Annotated in this window: 2 protein-coding genes, 1 tRNA gene and 1 pseudogene; 3 read left to right on the top strand and 1 reads right to left on the bottom strand. The window is 68.8% G+C overall.

Annotation, left to right across the window (positions count from 1 at the left end; all coding sequences use genetic code 11):
- Together E1258_RS31795 and E1258_RS31790 are read left to right on the top strand one after the other, a co-directional pair.
- Positions 1–133 (top strand): annotated as a pseudogene (locus E1258_RS31795) (IS5/IS1182 family transposase); the annotation flags it as partial.
- Positions 134–155: 22 nt separating this feature from the next.
- On the top strand, positions 156–1,889 hold the full coding sequence (locus E1258_RS31790) for a recombinase family protein (protein WP_132407568.1): 1,734 nt from the start codon (positions 156–158) through the stop codon (positions 1,887–1,889).
- On the opposite strand, the gene E1258_RS31785 is transcribed toward E1258_RS31790, so the two are convergent.
- Positions 1,871–1,954 (bottom strand) — tRNA-Leu (locus E1258_RS31785). The two genes, E1258_RS31790 and E1258_RS31785, sit on opposite strands and share 19 nt — an antisense overlap.
- 233 nt (positions 1,955–2,187) lie before the next feature.
- Here E1258_RS31785 and E1258_RS31780 point away from each other — a divergent pair.
- The coding region (locus E1258_RS31780) for a tetratricopeptide repeat protein (protein ID WP_207919906.1) at positions 2,188–2,705 on the top strand (518 nt) is incomplete at its 3' end.

Below are 2,705 nucleotides of genomic sequence, written 5' to 3'. Positions count from 1 at the left end.
GCACCACCGCCGACTCGTGCGCGACTACGAAGCCCGACCCGACAACTCCGCCAGCATGATCACCATCGCCATGATCGACAACCTCGCCAAACGGCTCACCACCGAAACCACCCCAACCTGGCGATACGACTAAACCCACATAGCTGACAAAATACGTGAATCAGACGTCCTCTGAGACAGGACCTCGCGCGCAGAAGCTTCGAAGCGCCGCGGCTCTCCTTCGCCTTCTAGGCCGCGTCTCCACCGAGGACAACCAGGACCCGGAGTCGTCGCGCCACTGGCAACTCTCGCTCGCCCGGACCCTGATCACACCCCGAGGTGGAGCAATCGTCGAGGAGTTCTTCGACGGGGGCCACAGCCGAGCGTTGCCGTGGCAGCGCCGCCCGGACGCCACCCGACTGCTCGCCGCGCTGCGCAACCCACACCGCGGCTTCACCGCGGTCGTCATCCGCGAGCCCCACCGCGCCTTCTACGGCAACCAGTTCGGCCTCACCATGCCCCTGTTCACCCACTACGGCGTCCAACTGTGGGTACCGGAGGTCGGCGGGCCGATCGACCCCGACAACGAGGCACACGACCTGGTCATGTCCGTCTTCGGCGGAATGAGCAAGGGCGAGCGGAACCGGGTCAAGGTCCGGGTCCGCACCGCCATGGCGTCCCAGACCCAACTGGAGGGCCGCTACCTCGGCGGACGCCCACCCTACGGATACACGCTCAAGGACCTCGGACCGCACCCGAACCCGGCGAAGGCCGCCGACGGCAAACGCCTACGCGGCCTGACCCCCGACCCGCAGACCGCACCCGTCGTCCAACGCATCTTCGCCATGTACCTCGCCGGCTACGGGATCTTCGCCATCGCCGAGGCACTCACCCGCGACGACGTCCTCTGCCCCTCCGCGTACGACCGCGCCCGCAACCGCCACCGAGACGGCCGGGCCTGGTCCAAGACCGCGGTGCGGACGATCCTGATCAACCCCCGCTACACCGGCCGTCAGGTCTGGAACAAACAACGCACCGACGAGGTCCTGCTCGACGTCAACGACGTCGCCCTCGGCCACACCCCGATCATGCGCTGGAACAGGCGCGACCAGTGGGTGACCTCCAACGAACTGGTCCACGAACCCCTGATCGAGCAGCACGACTTCGACCGCGTCCAGGAGATGCTCAGCCTGCGGGCCCGCACCGCCACCGCACCGAAACGGGCCCACCGCTCCCGCCACCCCTACGTCTTCAAGAGCCTGGTCCACTGCGGCATCTGCCACAGGAAGATGCAGGGCCAGCACTCCCACGGCGTCGCCTACTACCGCTGCCGGTTTCCCCAGGAATACGCCCTAACCAACAGGGTCGACCACCCCCGCAACGTGATCATGCGGGAAGACATCCTGATCACCCCGCTGGACACCTGGCTCGTCCAGGGCTTCGGACCCCTCCAGCGGCGTCACACCATCGCCGCGCTCCTCGACCAGGCCCACACCGGCATACCGACCCCGACCCCGACCGCACCGCAGGGACCCACCGTCGCCGAATGCGACGCGAAACTGGCCCGCTACCGGGCCGCACTCGAAGCCGGCGCCGACCCGACCGTGGTCACGACCTGGATCGCCGAGACCCAGGCCACACGTCAACGCGCCGAACGACTCCAGCACACCCCGGCCGAACAGGAAACCGACACCCCGCAGCGTTTCACCGAGGAACAGATCACCGCCGTCGTCGACGAACTCGGAGACCTCGTGCGCGCCCTGCGCGACGCCGAACCGGAACGCAAACTGGAGGTCTACCGCAGCCTCGGGCTGCACCTGGCGTACGACCCGGAAACACAAACGGTGCGGGCAAGTGTTGACCTTGCCGCGCACCGTTGGGATTCGGTTCGTGTCCGAGGGGGGACTTGAACCCCCACGCCCTATACGGGCACTAGCACCTCAAGCTAGCGCGTCTGCCATTCCGCCACCCGGACTTACTCGCCCAGCCTACCGTGTCGGTCAGCAGGAGTTTCACCACCCGCTGGCGCCCCGGTGGGCCGCACGGGGCATTACTGTACACGGACTGCATGGATCATGCACATCACCTTCCAGCCGCGCTGTCCGCCCAGGTCGAAGTGGGTGGCTGTCAGCCAGGGAACGCCTCAGATCGATCTTGGCGGGCACGGCGGGTGGCGTCGGAGTGCCCTCTGCGGGCAGCATGGCTGACGTGTCACAGCCCTCTCCCCTGGCCGCACTCCAGCACCAGGCGCTCGCCCTGCGCGCCGCCGGCGACGTCGCGGGTGCGTGCCGGCTGCTGGCCGACGCGCTCAACCCGCTCCGGGCCAGCTATGGCGAGGACCATCCGGATGTCCTGGGCAGCGCCCACCTGCTGGCCCGCCTACACCGGGAGGCCGACGACCCGGCCGCCGCACGGCGCGTACTGGAGGAGGCCATCGCGGCCGGCGAGCGCCGGTGGAATCCCTCCGACCCGCTGATGCTCGCGTTCTCCTTCGACCTCGCCTCGGTCGCCGAGGAGTTGGGCAATCGACACGAGGCCCGCCGCCACTACTCCCGGGTGGCCAGCTCCGGCCCTGCGGTGCTCGGCGTGGACCACCCGGCGGTGCAGGCGGCCCGGCACTATCTCGGGGGCGCGGCAGTGGGCACGGCGCAGCCCGTCCCTCCCCTGCCGCACGAATCGGCCATGCCCCTGGCACCGGTCTCCACGCCCCCACGCCAACTGCCACC

The organism is Micromonospora sp. KC207 (genome assembly GCF_004348615.1).
Lineage (GTDB): Bacteria > Actinomycetota > Actinomycetes > Mycobacteriales > Micromonosporaceae > Micromonospora.
The sequence above is the reverse complement of the archived record's forward strand: the minus strand, read 5'-3'. Positions and strand labels throughout refer to the sequence as shown.